We start from the raw sequence: 14122 nt of genomic DNA, 5'->3' as shown, positions 1-14122 counted from the left end.
CCCGGATGACACTGGCGCCAGAGCCCCGCCCGGAGACGAGTCGCGGGTCCGATCGAGCAGGTGGCACGGTCCGCGCTCAACCTGGCTGTCCCGGCTCACCCCTCCGTAGCGAGCGGCAGCGACCGGACGCTGCGGAACCGCCGGGGCTGCCCGTCGACCGGGTCGGTGAAGGCGACCTCGGCAGCGAGGAGCTGGAGGGGTCGCCGGAAGTCGTCGACCGCGACGTCTCGCACCACGGGGTACAACGGGTCGTCAACGATGGGGATGCCGAGTCCGAGCAGGTGCAGGCGCAGCTGGTGGGTGCGACCCGTGCGGGGTGTCAGTCGGTAGACCGCGCCGTCGTCCACCTCGCTCTCGAGCTCGACGCGCGTCTCGGCGTTGACGGGCGCCCCGGGCACCACCTCGGCGCACCAGGTGCCGCGCACCTTGCGGATGTGGTTGCGGACGACGGCCGGCAGCTCCAGGTCGGCGCGCAGCGGCGCGAGCGCCCGGTACGTCTTGTCGACTGCGCGCCGCTCGAACGCCGTCTGGTATGCGCCCCGCCACCGGCGCTCGGTCGCGAGCATGAGCAGGCCGGACGTGACTCGGTCGAGGCGGTGCAGCGGCGACAGCTCCGGCAGGTCGAGCTGCGCGCGCAGCCGGACGACGACGCTCTGCATCACGTGCCCGCCGCGCGGGATCGTGGCGAGGAACGGCGGCTTGTCGACGACGACGAGGCGCTCGTCCCGGTGCACCACGTGGATCTGGCCCGGCACCTCCGGCTCGTCGCGCAGGTCGCGATGGAACCACACGAACCGCTGCGGCGCATAGGGGTCCGCCTCGCGCACCGCGCGGCCGCCCTCGTCGACGAAGCGCTCCTGCGCCAGCATCCCCGGCACGTCGACGTGCTCCGGCAGACGGTGCCGCAGCCATGCACCCATCGTCGGCCACGGGTCCGGGCTCTCGCGATCGCGGTCGGGAGTGCGGAGCCGGGCGGCGGCGAGGCCGTGGCGCGCCGGGAGCGGTGAGCGGGGAGGCACCGGTCGATGGTACGAGGCAGGTCCGGGGTGCTCGACACAACACAAAGAAGGCAGCCAACCGCACAGAGCGGATGGCTGCCTTCGAGCACGCACGACCCGCGTCAGTGGGTCAGAGGGGTGGACGTGGCGGGAATCGAACCGGATGGAAGGTGAAGGGATGTCTTGCTGCGAGTCGCTGACGTGCAGGAACGCTCGGGAGAGTGGCCGTGCTCCGGGGCTCGAGTGCCCGATCCTGTTGACGGCGTCAACGGCTCGGCTGGACTTGGAATCGTGACCCGCTCCCGCCACCGGGTCGCAACTCACAGATGGGGGTCGACCGGTCCCGACGGAATGGGGGAGCGCTGCCCTCCGGCCCCACAGCCGAGCGAGATGGGACTGAGATCGGCGCCTCCACCCCTCCGGCCGGTGATCGACTCCTCGCAACTGCGCTTCACCCACCCATCGCTGGATTCTTCGCTAGAACGAGTCTGGGATGTCGCCCTCGGTCACGTCGATGTCTCCCAAGCCGAGCTCGGCGGCTTTGCGCTTGAGGAAGGATGCACACACGGCCGGTCCGTACATCTGCTTCACCTTGCGGGCTTGGCGGGCGAGGTCGTCGTCAGCGAGCAGTGCCGGGATCGCATCGAGGGCGGCGAACCGGTCGCGTTGCTCGGCGTCACGCTGCTCGCGCTCGGCCTGCGCACGGTGCGTGGCTTCGCCGGCCTCGAGGATCTGCACGTCAGTCTCAATCGTCACCGTCGAGTGCCCCGGGTCAGGCGCGCCATCCGACGTCGCGGAGATGAGCTTCCTTGCCTCGGACGGAGCCGACGCGTGCGCAACAACCCCCATGAGGAGCTGGTAGCCACCGAAGAGCATCGCGCCCCAGAACACGACTCTGACGTTCCCCCCCAGGACGTAGGGAGAGAGGCGCGTGAGGGCGAGGCCGCCCAGTGCCAACAGGCTGCCGATGATGAACTGCCTGTTGGCCGCGTCCTGCAGCCCCGCGACGCTGGCCTTGTAAGGCTGGGAGTCACGGGCGGGTGCGGTGGCGCTCGGTGAGCCCGAGGCGATGGCGGAGGAGGAGGGCGCCGGGGCCGATGTGTCCGGCAGCGCGGGATCGGGCTCGGGGGTTTCGATCCAGAGGTTCCAGCCCTCGGGCGCGGGCGGCCAGCCGGGGTTGGGCTGCCAGCCGGGCGGCGGCGTCCATCCGGCAGAGGGGACAGCCCAGCCGGGGGGGTGCGTTGAACGTCTTCACGCGCAGGAAGCTACCAACGCCCCGACGCGCGCGGTGGATCCGCTGCGCCGTCACCACGTCCCGTGCTGGATCGGATGATCAGGTCACCCGGTCGGCCCAGCGCACGGCCCCGCCCGCTGTCGCCCCCCCCGGGGGGTCACCCGGTTGCTGAGGTTCAGCGCATCCAGGAAGAACGTCTCATCGCGGCGGCATCCGCCAGGCTCGCCGAGAATGCGACTGCACGGGTCGCGGCGGAGGATCCCACCCGAATTGCCGCCGAGGAGGCCGTTTGGGCTGACCCTGAGCAGGGCCCCGCCCAGGCTGCCTAACAGGAAGCGGAGGGCCAGGCTGCAGCGGACCACAGTGCCTGCGACCCGGCCGCCAGGCCGGCGACGCATCGGCGTCCAGTGCGGGCTCGTCCAGGTTCCTCGGGCGGTGCCGGGTACACGGCCGCGCGTGGCGGATAGAGCTGGACGCCCGTCGTGGGCCCTGAGGCCCGGAGGGAGCCGGCTAGGGGTCCAGGACGAAGTCGCCGAGGCCGTAGCGCTGCCCCGCATCAACATGAACTCGCGTTTCCGCAGGTCATCAGACGGGTGGAGGTGGCGGGAATCGAACGTGTCGGGAGGTGCTGGAACCGGATGGGTCTAAGTTGCGTCCAGCAGAGTGGTGTACCGGTAGCCCGGTGGTTGTGTCGTCGTCGAGATCGTGGACGTAGGCGCGGTCACCGCGTGATCCTTCGAGAGACCGTCCAAAGCCAACTCGAAGAGGAACAACACGATGACCGCTCCGTCGAGTATTGACCCTGCTGACTTTCTGCACGAGCACCTGGCCCAGTCCTCCCCGGACCTGATGCGTCAGATGCTCACCACGTTCATCAACGCCCTGCTGTCCGCTGACGCCGACGCCGTGTGTGGCGCGGCCTGGGGGCAGGTCAGCGACACCCGAACTACGCAGCGCAACGGGTACCGCCACCGCGACCTGGACACCCGCACCGGGACCCTGGACGTCGCGATCCCCAAGCTGCGGGCCGGCACGTACTTCCCCGAGTGGCTCCTCGAGCGGCGCCGCCGCGCCGAGGCCGCCCTGACCTCGGTCGTGGCGACCTGCTACCTGCTCGGGGTCTCGACCCGCCGGATGGACAAGCTCGTCCAGTCCCTCGGGATCACCGGGCTGTCCCGTTCGCAGGTCTCGGTGATGGCTCGGGACCTGGACGCGCAGGTCGAGGACTTCCGCACCCGACCCCTGGACGCCGGGCCCTACACGTTCCTGGCCGCGGACGCCCTGACGATGAAGGTCCGCGAGGGCGGGCGGGTCGTGAAGGTCGCCGCCATGGTCGCCACCGGCGTCAACGGGGACGGTTTCCGGGAGATCTTGGGCGTCCAGGTCGCCTCGGCAGAGTCCGGAGCGGGGTGGTTGACGTTCTTCCGGGATCTGGTCGCCCGGGGCCTGACCGGCGTCCAGCTCGTCACCTCCGACGCCCACGCCGGCCTGGTCGAGGCGATCGGCGCGACCCTGCCCGGGGCGACCTGGCAGCGGTGCCGCACCCACTACGCGGCGAACCTGATGAGCATCTGCCCGAAGTCCGCCTGGCCCGCGGTCAAGGCCATGCTCCACTCCACCTACGACCAGGTCGACGAGCCTGCGGTCAACGCCCAGTTCGACAAGCTCCTCGACGCCGTCGAGACCCAGCTGCCCGACGTCTACGCCCACCTGGACGGCGCCCGGGCAGACGTCCTGGCGTTCGCCACGTTCCCCAAAGCGCTGTGGCGGCAGGTCTGGTCGAACAACCCCAACGAGCGGTTGAACCGGGAGATCCGCCGGCGCACCGACGTCGTGGGGATCTTCCCCGACCGCACCAGCATCATCCGACTCGTCGGCGCCGTGCTGGCCGAGCAGCACGACGAATGGGCCGAAGGACGCCGCTACTTCGGCCTCGAGGTCCTGAGCCGAGCCCGCCTGACCCTCATCGACAACCCCCACCACAACCAGGAGGACACCCCCACCCTCAACACCCTGAGCGCATAGCTTCACCGCGAAGAATCACGCCGAACCGCTACACCACTCCCCAGGACTTGACCATGGGTCTAGGCGCTGACCTGGGCGAACGCGGAGGAATGGTGAGGTCGTCGCGGTTCGTGACGCCCGTACTCGTTGACGGCGTCAACGGCACACGACGATCTGGGGCGTTGTTCCAGCCCCAACCGTGCACTATGGCGTTGCGCTCGGGGTCGCCGATCGGACGGTGGCCTCGCCGCCGCGGATCATGATCGTATCCGGGGGGCAGATCGGGCCGTCTAGCACGGTCATTTCGCCCGACCCGAACCTGACGGTGACGTCGCCTGGGGAGCAGCCATAGTCGAGGAGGCTGACAGCGCTCGACGCTGGAACGTCGAGCGTCTCTTCTCCGATCTCGACCGTCACGGCGTCGTCACCATCGTTCTGCACGGTTAGGTCATCCCCGCCGCTGCACGATGTCAGGATCGCGACCGTCGCAACGGCAACGACCGCACGGGCTATCGACCTCGCCCGCTCGTTCATCGCTCCCCCTGTGACCTGGACCAAGTGCGTGCCCTCTCGACAGTAGCGCCAGCGGCCATCCGGAGTTGTGACGTCACGCTATCGCCACCGAACCCGCCCAATCGGTGACCCACCAAGCCGCATCTCGACGCGGCTGCGCACCGGAGCGGGGTCTGCCTGGGCGTGTTCTCGCCGCCCCGCTCCGGTGCGCCTGGGGCGTAGCTCAGCCCTGGGGCGGCACCGAGTACTTCAGGGCCCAGAACTGCGTCTGCGGGGCGTTCGGGTCCAGCGAGTCGCTGAACGAAGCGGTGACCTCGGGTCCCGGGGTCCACCGGCCGTCGTACCTGGCGTCGGCGCATGTCGTCGCCGAGCGCACGCTGCCGCGCGTCCAGTAGAAGCAGACCCGGATGATCCGTTGGCCGCCGTAGATGTTGCCGCCGGCCTTGGCATATCCGATGTAGTCGAGCTGCAGGATCTCCCGCGAGTACGCGTAGCTCGAACCCCAGACAGCCTGGGTCGACATCCCACCGCGCGGGCTGGAGTACGTCGCCCCAACCGCTTCGCCCCCCGAGGGGACCACCCAGGACTCGGTCGTCACCCTGAGCCCGTCCTCCGGGCCAAACTCCTGCCCGGCGACGACAATGGTCTCGCCGCTGCTGGTGTCGTCGCCGTAGGCTGCGATCGCACCGAGGCTGCTGGCCATCAGTGCGGCGGCACCGACCGCTATCACTCGCGTGAATCTCATTGCTGTTTCCCCCTTGATCGGTCCGAATGCGGAGCGCGGCGGGACTGTCGGTCCGCCTTGACCAGTTTCAGTTTGTCGAAGCAGAACCAGCACCAAGGCGTTTCCTGTGTGATCCCCATCACATTGCGCAGCTGGGTCGGCAGGGTGCGGACTTCAGCCGCCAACGGGCAGCGGTGGTCGCGCCCGGTCGTCGTCGTGGTGATCGACTTGTGCCCTAGGGCTGCTGCGGCACGAACGGGTCCGTCCCTGCCGCGATGATCCTCGTTGCGTGCGTTGCCGGAGGTCCTGGACGCACTGCCGCTTGGTCAGGTCGCGGCGCGTCGGGGGTCACGGGAGCAGTCGGCCCGCGGTGGGTGCACACGGCATCAGGTACCGGCGTCCACGTCGTCGTGCAGAAGCGCGGCAACGAGAGCTGAGCACCAACGGTGTTCGTGAACAGGTGGTCGGCCGCGGGCTGTCTCGGCAGAGGAGGCCGCCGTCCATGGCGAGTGGACGACGGCCTTGATGTCACCTGCTCCGCGCGAACGCGGGGCAGGACGGTGGAGGTGGCGGGAATCGAACCTGCCTGGTGGCGTGTGGACGTGTTGGGTCGAGCCGGTGACCTGCGGTGACCTGCGGTGACGTCGGAACGTGGAAGGTCCTGGGTGGTGCTCGAGGCGGGATCTGTTGACGGCGTCAACAGTGGCCCGGTCGCATGAGCCCTAGGTCGGCCTGGACCTTGTTGCACGACGATGCCACCTTCAGCCCTGATGTACTACAGTGAAGCACATGACACAGGTAGGGATTCGTGCGCTGAAGCAGAACGCCTCGGCCGTCGTCGCCCACGCCGCCGCCGGGGAGACTGTCACGATCACCGATAGGGGACGCCCGGTGGCTCAGCTGACGGCGATCCCGTCGTCGCGCCTCCAGCAGCTGCTGAACGCGGGGGCGCCCGCGCCGCGCGTCACACCATCGGGGAGCTTCCCGCCCCCGAGGCGGGGCCGAACCTGTCCGACGAGCTCGCTGCGATGAGAGATGCCGAGAGGTACTAGCCGTGGCCCACTACCTCGACACCTCGGCGCTGGTGAAGCTCGTCGTCTCCGAGGCAGAGACGGCGGCCCTGCGTGCGTGGCTGGCCGCGGCCGAACGTGAGCCGGTGTCCTGCGATCTCGCGAGGACCGAGTTGTTGCGCGCCGTGCGTCGCGCCGCCCCCGACCGCGTCGTGCAGGCACGGGCGGTACTCGACTCGATCACGCTCATGACGGTCACGACCGCGACCTTTGAGGAGGCGGCTCGTCTCGATCCGACGCTCCTGCGTAGCCTCGACGCCGTCCACCTTGCGGCTGCCCTGAGCCTCGGTGACGACCTCGAAGGGATCGTCACCTACGACGACCGACTCGCCGAGGCCGCCCAGTCCAACGGCGTCTCGGTCACATCCCCCTTCTAGGACTCCTCGCAGAACCGCCCAGAGATGCAGACCGGTCGCTTCGGAGGCCCTGTGCCGTTCGGCGACTCGTTGCTCGGTAGAACGGCCCGGCGGCATGGCGGACAGGGCGTCGTCGATCGTGCTCGCAGCGGGCCGGACGCGGAGTCCATTGACGACCTTGCCGCCGGGCCCGACGGTCCTGGCTACAAGGCCTCCGTCGACGAGCCGCCTGCAGACCTGGTTCACCGTCTGCCTCGGACTGACGGCGGCCCGTCGAGCGAGCTCGCCATCGTCGAGGGCTCGTGTTGCTTGCGAAAGGGCGCTCAGAACCCGTTCGCGGTTCGTCGTCATTGAGCATTCCGTCTCGCTCCGAGCGGTCGACGTGGTGCGGATCAGCCGCGGGCGAGCACCTCGACCAGCTGCCCGACTGTCGGGGAGCCGCTGACCCCGGCAGGGGTGCGATACAGCCGGCACGACAGGCCCACCGGCGCGCCAGGCTCGGCGAACGGGTCTTCCCCGTCCACCAGGACCGACGGCGAGCCGTGGAAGCCCCACGACTCGGCCGCGTCGGCGGTGGTAACCAGGACTCGCTCCACGTCCGTGGTGTTGCCCACGGCGGCAAGAGCCTCGCGCAGCCGCGCGTCGGCCACCTGCCAGCTGGGGCACTCGTCGAAGTACAGGAGCTGGATCCTCATCGACCCATCCTGTTCCACCGGGGCCAGGTGCGATTCCCGGGCCGTGCGGCGCGCCGAGCGGTTCGTCAAGCATCGAGGTCGATTGCCTTGGGCTGAAGTCCCAGCCCAGCCATGGCGCGGCCTGCCGCAGAGAGCGTGCCAGGGCATGGGCGCTCACGTGCGAATCGAGGGAACAGCCGGACACACGAAGGCCGCGACCCGTGGTGAGCGGTGTGGCGGCCTTGATGTCACCTGACCCGCGCGAACGCGGGGCAGGACGGTGGAGGTGGCGGGAATCGAACCTGTCGTGAGGCGCCGGGACGTCTAGCCTCGTGCGGCTGACCTGCGGGAACGCTGAGGACGTCCGCCGTCCCGTCGGCTCAGATTGGCCGGACGTACCGACGGCATCAACGCGCGGCCGGCTATCGACGGGTCGCGGCCTCGAGGAGGTCGGCCACGAGAGCGATCTCGTCGCGTCCGATCTCGAGGCCACCCGCAGCGCGGATCAGTCTGAGAGTCCGGCCGACCTGCTCGACGAACCATCGATGTGCGTGGAGCGCGGCGTCCGCGGCGATCACTGGATCGCACCCCGCCAGCTGCGCCAGGGCGACATCCCTTGCCACCGGGTCGAGCAGGATCGTGACGATGTCCAGCAGGTCGGTGCCTTCCTTCGCCGTCGACCGCAGCAATACCGCCTGGAGCTTCATCGCCACGAGGGGTCCCGGCTCGGCGACGCGCGCTACGGCGCTGACGGTCGACTGCCGATCGGAGCCGAGGACGTCGATGCGCAGCTCGGTCGCAGTCCGGAACGCCCAGGCGTGAGCCATCTCGTACAGGCGGTCGGTCGGGTCCTCGATGTCGGGGGAGTCCGGCGCGTCGATCACGTCGATGACGTCCACCCGCACCGGGCCGCTCGGCGTGATCACATTCGCTGCGGCGGGCTCGACCGCCTCCGCGCCGGGTGAGGCGCGGAGCAGCTCCAGGAGGGACGGTGTGCGTGCCGCGGACCGGTCCAGGGTGTCGAGGTCGCCCGTTGATCGATGGTCCCGGTAACTGAGCGTGTCCAGGTCCGACGTCGCGCGATAGGCCCTGTGCACCCGGCACAGGACGGCGATGCCGCCACGACGGTTGGTGTCTCCCCGGAGATGTCGGCCACAACGCTGATGGCCTCGACGAGGCGACGCGTCTCGTCGCCGACCAGCAGGACATGCGGCGTCTCGGCGCTACCAGACACGAGCCCACCCTTCCGGCGGATCCCAGGTGTTGAGGATCTCTCGACCGCGGCCGACGTCCTGAGCGAGGTCGAGTGCGACGAACAGCGGCGCGGCGAGCGGTCGTTCCTCAAGGGACCGTCTCGCGGCGTCGACTCGGCGCTCGCAGACCTCGGGAACCGGCGCCACTCGCACGGTGGCACGGGCCTCACCCGGGGTTGAGGCGATGCCCAGGAGCGTGCGGGCGCGCCTGAGGATCGCGTCCGTGGGGACGAAGTAGTCGGCGGGCTGGTCGGCGCGGGCGGCGACGGGCGCGCCATACACCGCCGCCGCCAGCGTGTCCGTCAGCGCCCAGCCGACAGTGCCCTCGACGTCGTCGAAGCCCAGCTGGAGCGCCTCGTTGACAGGCCCCCTCCCCGGCTCGGGTGCGCCGGCCAGGCTCACGCGCTTGCCGGGCCACACGTCCGCAACGCTCCAGAACAGTTCCGACGTCGGCCGGTTGGTCGCTCCCTCGACGAGGGAGTCGTCCTTGAGCGCCTTGAGAACCTCCGACACGGTGCTCGGCGAGCGGCCAAGTCGACGAGCCAGGCCACGGACGGTGTGCTCGTCGGTGGGGCTGGACAGCATGGCGCACGCCACCGCGAGGCCGGCGGGCGCTGCGAGCGGATCGCGGGGCCCCGGACGCTCCCACGCGGACGGCACCTGCGCATGCACCAGGATCCCGGGACCCTGGACGTGCAGGGTCCCTCGAAGGTCCAGCCAGCCCCAACCCGCTTCCTGGAGAGCTTGGCGTGCCTCCTTGCCGATCCTGTCCGCGACGACAACGCGCACCACGGACGGGTCCTCTTGCTGACGGAACGCCGGGTTGGCCCGGACCGCGTGCTCGGGGAACACCGCCCAGCGCTTGACCTGCACCGCGACGCGGGTCGTCCCCAGGACAAGGACCAGATCAGCCGAACGGTCACCCGGCTCGGGGCGCGCGGTCAGCGCCCCTGCCGCCTCGAGGGCCTCCTCCAGGAGCGAGATCGCCTCGTCTGCTCGGCTGTCCACGGGTCAAGCATACGAGAAGTGTTCGGTGTTCGGGAAGCCCCGAACACCGAACGCACCTCGGCGGTGTGGGCAGTGCGTGCCGACTGAACCCGGTTCGCGGCAACGCGTGGTCTTCGTCCTTGGCATGCTGGACGGTCCCGCCCGCTCCGCCCCGCGCTCCGTTGGCATGTTGTTGACGCCGTCAACGGTGGGCTCTCCGGCGCTGTCAGTGGTAGACGTCGCGGCGGCTCACAGCCTCACACCGCACCGCTACACCACTCCCCAGGACTTGACCCTCACCGAGCTACCGGTACACCACTCTGGCGGACTCCACTGCGAGGGCGGGGTGACGGGGAAAGGGGGCTGGAGTGGCTTCGGCGTTGAACGCGTCAACGGGCGTGGGCGACCTCGGAGTCGGGACTCCGTCCCGACTCGGCCGTTCTAGTCGGTCCGGTCGTTGCAGCATCGACGCGGTCAACAGCGCGCTGAAGCGGCAGGGGTCGTGGGTGATGCGAGGCGGTCGAGATGTGCCTGCCCGGCGCAGGACCGCAGGTTCCCGGCATACCGGGCCGTTGTGCCCGCCCGTCGAGCGAGTTGGTCATCGTCGAGCGGGAGTGACCAGCCTTGCGGCCGATCACAACGTGGGGTCTTCCCCCGGAGTCGTCAAGGTGCTGGTCAGCGATCTATTCGAGTAGTCCTGCAGGACCCCGTCACAGGCCGGCGCCGAAATTCTCGCAGGGCCTCACGCGGGCATGCGCCGACGAGGACCTCGAGTCGCGCGACCGGTCAGTGCTGAGCACGTGGGTGAACCCTGCGCTGCCGCGGGTCAGCGCTGGCCCGTTCGGGCCAGTGACCCGTCGGGCAGAGATGGCCGGTTCTGCCGACGCGGGGACCTGCCCCTGGAACCGAGAGTTGCTCCAGGAGCTCCGCAAGCGGCGGAGCCCAGGACAGAAGGAGATCGACATGCCGTTCATCCAGGTCAAGGTCATCGAGAACGTCTTCACCGACGACCAGAAGCAGCAGATCGTCCGGAGCCTCACCGACGCCATGGTGGGCATCGAAGGCGAGAACATGCGTCCGGTCACGTGGTGCGTGGTCGAGGAGGTCCGGAGCGGCAGCTGGGGGATCGCCGGCAACCCACTCACCACCGCGGACGTCAAGGCCCTGGCGGCGGGCGTGGGCGTTTGACCCGTCCACCCCTCGCCGTGCCGGATCGGGCGGGCGCCTCGGGCGCCCGCCCGCCTGGTGTGGGGACGACCATACTGAGGAATGACTTCCATGGTGTCGGCGCAGTCAGCACTCGACGCGGGTTCGTGGCACCTCGCCCGGACCGCGTTCCGGGCTGTCGCCGAGGAGACCGAGGATCCTCTCGCCTACGAGGGGTTGGCCCAGGTCGCCTGGTGGCTCGACGACGGTGACGCGTGCGTGGGAGCACGCGAGACGGCGTACCGACGTCATCGGGAGCTCGGCGACTCGCTCGGTGCGGCGCGGGCCGCCACCGCCCTCGCGTGGGACTCCCTGCTCTTCGGTCACGGTGAGTCCGTTGCCCTCGGCTGGTGGGGGCGGGCGGGGCGCTCCTCGAGGAGCTCGACGAGTCGGCCGAGCACGGCTGGCACGCAGTCCGGGAGGCCGAGCTCGCCATAGAGGTCGGCCACGACCCCGTCCGCGCGTTGCTGGCCGGAGAGCGAGCGTCGGCCGTCGCGAGACGGCTCGGCCTGGGAGACCTCGAGGTCGTCGGTCTGGCCCTGCAGGGTCTTGCCATGACGTGCGCCGGAGACATCCAGGGGGGCATGGCGCGCCTGGATGCCTCGGTGGCCGCGGCGACGTCGGGTGACGTGCCGGACCCGATGTGGATGGGGAAGGTCTGCTGCTGGCTCATCGTGGCCTGCAACCAGAACAAGGACGTGACGCGAGCGGCGGACTGGTGCCGCCGGGTGGAGGCCATCTGCACCGAACGTGACCTCGCACCCCTCTTCAACGTGTGCCGCATCCAGTATGCGTCGGTACAGGTGGCGCGAGGGTCGTGGCGTGAGGCCGAACAGGAGCTGACCGGGGTTCTCGACCGGCTCTCGGCGTCGCGCCGCGCTTCCCGGCTCGAAGCGGTGGTGCAACTGGGCGAGCTGCGGCGCCGCCAGGGTCGGCTCGACGAGGCAGAGGCCCTCTTCGCGCAGGCCGAGTTCCACCCGGCCGCGATCGCGGGGCGCGCGCGGATGCAGATGTCCGGCGGCGACCCGGCGGCCGCCTGGACGACGATCCGGGGCCTCCTGGAGTGGCTGCCGAAGGACAGTCGCCTGGCCCGCGCAGACGTGCTCCTGCCCGCCGTTCTCGTCGCGCAGGCCGCCGGCCACGAAGATGCCGCGCGGCTCCTCGCGGCCGAGTTGCGCCAGACGGCGGAGCTGACCGGCACCCCCTCGCTGATGGCCACCGCCTCGGCGGCTGATGCCGCCGTGGCACCACCGGATGCCGCTGTTTCCCTGCTGACCGAGGCGGTGCGGAGGTTCAGCGCCGCGGACCTGCGCTTCGACGAGGCCCACACCCGGCTCGCTCTCGCGGAGGCGCTTCTCGCGACGGGCGATCGGTCCGCGGCCCGGCGTCATCTCGCGCTCGCGACGGAGGTCCTGGACGAGCTGTCCGCCGGCGACGACCTGGCGCGTGCCCGTCGGCTAGCTGATGCCGCCGGCATGCCGGCGGGTGGTCCGCTCTCGGCCCGGGAGCGCGAGGTGCTGCGGCTGGTGTCGCAGGGGATGAGCAACCACGAGATCGCGGCGTCGCTCGTCCTCAGCGAGCACACGGTGCACCGTCACGTCGCCAACATCCTCACCAAGCTCGGCCAGACCTCACGCACCGGTGCCGCCTCGTATGCCATCCAGGCAGGTCTGTTCTGACGCGCCGGTCGCGCTGTGCGGGACGCTCCGGGGCCGCCCGTGCAGCGGTGATTGGTCTGGCCGACTACGCCGCGCACCCGCTCCACCAGCAGACCGGACCGACCACCAGCTCGGATTCACCATGCTCACCTTCACTTCGCGATCATGCGTGGGTGTGTGGCGCGCCCGAAGACCAGACAACGTCTCCTGGGCCGGTGGTGCAGAGACACGAAGGCCGCCGTCCATGGCGAGTGGACGACGGCCTTGATGTCACCTGACCCGCGCGAACGCAGGCACAGGACGGTGGAGGTGACGGGAGTCGAACCTGCCGGAGGGGGTCGTGACGTCACAGGTCACGGCGGTGACCTGCGGTGATGCCGGGACGGCTCGGGTTCTGGCGGGTCTGGTTGGCTGGGCTCGTTGACGCCGTCAACGGTGCGTTCTCCGGCGTTGTCAGTGGTAGACGTCGCGGCGGTGGTCGACGGTCATGATGGTGACGGTGGTTGTCTCGTCGTCGATGGCGTAGATGACTCTGTACTGGCCGCGGCGAGCTGACCAGTACCCGGCAAGCTCTCGCGCCAGGCGCTTGCCGACCCGTTGCGGGTTCTCGGAGAGTGCTCCGTTGGCGAGCTCCCAGACGGCTGTGGCGACGGACTCCGGCAGGGTGTTCTCGATCGCGCGCCGCGCCGGTGACGCCCAGCGGATGCGGTAGGTCACGCGCGATGCAGCGCAGGCAGCTCGACGGTCTCGCCGGCGTCGATCTCAGCCCTGGCCCGTGCGACCTGTGCCATCAGCGCCTTGTCGGACAGGATGTCCAGGGTCTCCTCCAACGAGGCGAGGTCGTCGGGGGAGACCAGGACTGCGGCCGGCTCACCGTTGCGCGTGATGACAACCCGCTCGTGGGTGTCGTGCACGGATCCGACGATCGCGGACAGGTGGGCCTTGACGTTGGCCAGCGACGTAGTGGTCGTCATGACCCGAATTCTAGTCACCATTCCCGGCGCTGTACGGGGCAATCGGAGCCGACGCCCCTGCGAGGTCGCGGACGTACCAGTTGAGCTCGCCCTCGCCGCCGCGTCGAGCCAAACGGAAGCCAGTCCTGAGAGCGACCGCGACGGACGCCGCATTGGCTGGCTCGGTGCGGATGATCGCCTCGCGAACACCGTGCCGGGTGGCCAAGAAGGTGCACATCAGCGCAACCGCGCGGGATGCCAGGCCACGGCCTCTGGCCTCGGGATAGAGCCCGTAGGCGATGTTCGCTTGACCGGGCTCCAGCCCAGCGAGCTCGAGGTGCGCGTCCACCGTCCCCACGAGGCGCTCGGGGACCCCGGCGCAGATGCCGAACGTGATCGTCGGCCCGCCTGCCTGCCACGCGGCCATGCAAGCCCGGACATGCGCCTCGACCGTCTCGTGGGTGCCGGGTCCGCCGTTGAGCCAGCGAACGA

The 14122-nt window shown here is 69.9% G+C and carries 16 protein-coding genes; 6 read left to right on the top strand and 10 right to left on the bottom strand.

Annotated elements, in window-relative coordinates; translation table 11 throughout:
- Window positions 1-95: 95 nt before the first annotated feature.
- Both K415_RS0100070 and K415_RS24395 read right to left on the bottom strand, forming a co-directional pair.
- Window positions 96-1019, bottom strand: a complete 924-nt coding sequence (locus K415_RS0100070; RefSeq protein ID WP_024285089.1) for a pseudouridine synthase — start codon at window positions 1017-1019, stop codon at window positions 96-98.
- A 456-nt stretch (window positions 1020-1475) separates the two neighbouring features.
- Entirely contained in the window at window positions 1476-1736 is a 261-nt protein-coding gene (locus K415_RS24395; RefSeq protein ID WP_231494787.1) for a hypothetical protein, read from the bottom strand.
- A gap of 1273 nt (window positions 1737-3009) precedes the next feature.
- Between K415_RS24395 and K415_RS0100060 the strand changes: the two genes are divergently transcribed.
- Window positions 3010-4257: an IS256 family transposase gene (locus K415_RS0100060; protein WP_024285087.1), complete on the top strand. Its 1248-nt coding sequence runs from the start codon at window positions 3010-3012 to the stop codon at window positions 4255-4257.
- A 183-nt stretch (window positions 4258-4440) separates the two neighbouring features.
- Here K415_RS0100060 and K415_RS0100055 read toward each other — a convergent pair whose 3' ends face one another.
- Together K415_RS0100055 and K415_RS0100050 are read right to left on the bottom strand one after the other, a co-directional pair.
- Window positions 4441-4770 carry a hypothetical protein gene (locus K415_RS0100055; protein ID WP_024285086.1) on the bottom strand — a complete coding sequence of 110 codons (330 nt, stop codon included), beginning with the start codon at window positions 4768-4770 and terminating at the stop codon, window positions 4441-4443.
- A 202-nt stretch (window positions 4771-4972) separates the two neighbouring features.
- Complete coding sequence (locus tag K415_RS0100050) at window positions 4973-5494, bottom strand: hypothetical protein (RefSeq protein ID WP_155859294.1); 522 nt, start codon at window positions 5492-5494, stop codon at window positions 4973-4975.
- 768 nt (window positions 5495-6262) lie between these two features.
- Here K415_RS0100050 and K415_RS23165 point away from each other — a divergent pair.
- Together K415_RS23165 and K415_RS0100045 are read left to right on the top strand one after the other, a co-directional pair.
- Window positions 6263-6505 carry a type II toxin-antitoxin system Phd/YefM family antitoxin gene (locus K415_RS23165; RefSeq protein WP_231494786.1) on the top strand — a complete coding sequence of 81 codons (243 nt, stop codon included), beginning with the start codon at window positions 6263-6265 and terminating at the stop codon, window positions 6503-6505.
- 22 nt (window positions 6506-6527) lie between these two features.
- Window positions 6528-6920: a type II toxin-antitoxin system VapC family toxin gene (locus tag K415_RS0100045; protein WP_024285084.1), complete on the top strand. Its 393-nt coding sequence runs from the start codon at window positions 6528-6530 to the stop codon at window positions 6918-6920.
- 371 nt (window positions 6921-7291) lie between these two features.
- Here K415_RS0100045 and K415_RS0100040 read toward each other — a convergent pair whose 3' ends face one another.
- The 3 genes from K415_RS0100040 to K415_RS0100030 all read right to left on the bottom strand — a co-directional run bounded on the left by K415_RS0100040 (window position 7292) and on the right by K415_RS0100030 (window position 9834).
- Window positions 7292-7594: an alkylmercury lyase gene (locus K415_RS0100040; RefSeq protein ID WP_024285083.1), complete on the bottom strand. Its 303-nt coding sequence runs from the start codon at window positions 7592-7594 to the stop codon at window positions 7292-7294.
- Between the two features lie 401 nt (window positions 7595-7995).
- Complete coding sequence (locus K415_RS21205; protein WP_051480352.1) at window positions 7996-8670, bottom strand: hypothetical protein; 675 nt, start codon at window positions 8668-8670, stop codon at window positions 7996-7998.
- Between the two features lie 126 nt (window positions 8671-8796).
- Window positions 8797-9834 carry a helix-turn-helix domain-containing protein gene (locus K415_RS0100030; RefSeq protein ID WP_024285082.1) on the bottom strand — a complete coding sequence of 346 codons (1038 nt, stop codon included), beginning with the start codon at window positions 9832-9834 and terminating at the stop codon, window positions 8797-8799.
- A 942-nt stretch (window positions 9835-10776) separates the two neighbouring features.
- Between K415_RS0100030 and K415_RS0100025 the strand changes: the two genes are divergently transcribed.
- The 3 genes from K415_RS0100025 (at window position 10777) to K415_RS21200 (ending at window position 12698) form a co-directional block, all read left to right on the top strand.
- A complete protein-coding gene (locus K415_RS0100025) occupies window positions 10777-11001 on the top strand; it encodes a tautomerase family protein (protein WP_024285081.1) in 225 nt (74 codons plus the stop codon).
- 81 nt (window positions 11002-11082) lie between these two features.
- A complete protein-coding gene (locus K415_RS24140; protein WP_197024597.1) occupies window positions 11083-11457 on the top strand; it encodes a hypothetical protein in 375 nt (124 codons plus the stop codon).
- Complete coding sequence (locus K415_RS21200; RefSeq protein WP_197024595.1) at window positions 11370-12698, top strand: LuxR family transcriptional regulator; 1329 nt, start codon at window positions 11370-11372, stop codon at window positions 12696-12698. The genes K415_RS24140 and K415_RS21200 overlap by 88 nt, the downstream gene beginning before the upstream one ends.
- 432 nt (window positions 12699-13130) lie before the next feature.
- Here K415_RS21200 and K415_RS0100015 read toward each other — a convergent pair whose 3' ends face one another.
- From K415_RS0100015 to K415_RS0100005, 3 genes are all read right to left on the bottom strand, one after another.
- Entirely contained in the window at window positions 13131-13394 is a 264-nt protein-coding gene (locus K415_RS0100015) for a type II toxin-antitoxin system RelE/ParE family toxin (RefSeq protein WP_024285080.1), read from the bottom strand.
- Complete coding sequence (locus K415_RS0100010) at window positions 13391-13651, bottom strand: type II toxin-antitoxin system Phd/YefM family antitoxin (RefSeq protein WP_024285079.1); 261 nt, start codon at window positions 13649-13651, stop codon at window positions 13391-13393. Before K415_RS0100010 ends, K415_RS0100015 begins: the two co-directional genes overlap by 4 nt.
- Window positions 13652-13661: 10 nt before the next feature.
- A partial coding sequence (locus K415_RS0100005; RefSeq protein WP_024285078.1) for a GNAT family N-acetyltransferase occupies window positions 13662-14122 on the bottom strand: 461 nt, incomplete at its 5' end.

It is taken from the genome of Cellulomonas sp. KRMCY2, assembly GCF_000526515.1.
Taxonomy (GTDB): domain Bacteria; phylum Actinomycetota; class Actinomycetes; order Actinomycetales; family Cellulomonadaceae; genus Actinotalea.
This window is presented reverse-complemented; position numbering and strand designations above follow the sequence as displayed.